The 567-nt window shown below is 54.5% G+C and carries 1 protein-coding gene; it reads left to right on the top strand.

Features of this window, described 5'->3' with window-relative positions; translation table 11 throughout:
- Positions 1 to 248: 248 nt before the first annotated feature.
- Positions 249 to 567, top strand: a 319-nt coding sequence (locus FOE67_RS27925; RefSeq protein WP_438874329.1) for a hypothetical protein, incomplete at its 3' end; no start/stop codon positions are given.

The raw sequence follows: 567 nt of genomic DNA, 5'->3' as shown, positions 1-567 counted from the left end.
CGTGATGGGGACGCAGCGCCGGGTTGCTAATGGAGGTTTGCGCGGGGCCTAGCTACTGGTTCTAGGCATTCCGTGCGCCTTGGGTAGTTGAGAAACTGTCAGCACATTTGTACGGAAGTTACCCCTACCGCTCCCGTTCGTGGTTTTATATGCTCATGCTGAATGTTTCGCGTCATATGAGACGCTGTCTCGTTTTGATTATCGCGCCCCTCTTACTGCTTGCCGGGTGCGCAAAATTTGATACTGCCATGGAGATCAAGGATGAGAATCACGTCCACCTCAAAAGTACGGTTGGTGTCTCCAAGTCAATAGCCAGTACGTCGGCTGGCTCCCTCGCCTCTGAGTTTTCCGACTGCAACAACTCGAAGGGGTCCGCCGGTACCGGCTCGGACGGCACGGTCGAGAAGTTCGAGGACAATAGTTACATCGGGTGCATCATTGCCGGGGAGACCACCGCTGCTGATCTCAACAAAGAGGATGGCATGCAGATCACCTTCGACAAAAACAAGGTGTCTTTCAAGATGACCTCGGACTTGTTCCGCGATAGCGGGCGCTCCGACCGTACTC

Origin of the sequence: Streptomyces calidiresistens (genome assembly GCF_014141525.1) — a bacterium.
Lineage (GTDB): Bacteria > Actinomycetota > Actinomycetes > Streptomycetales > Streptomycetaceae > Streptomyces > Streptomyces calidiresistens.
Note: the sequence above shows the minus strand (reverse complement) of the source record. Positions and strands in the feature narration are given on the sequence as shown.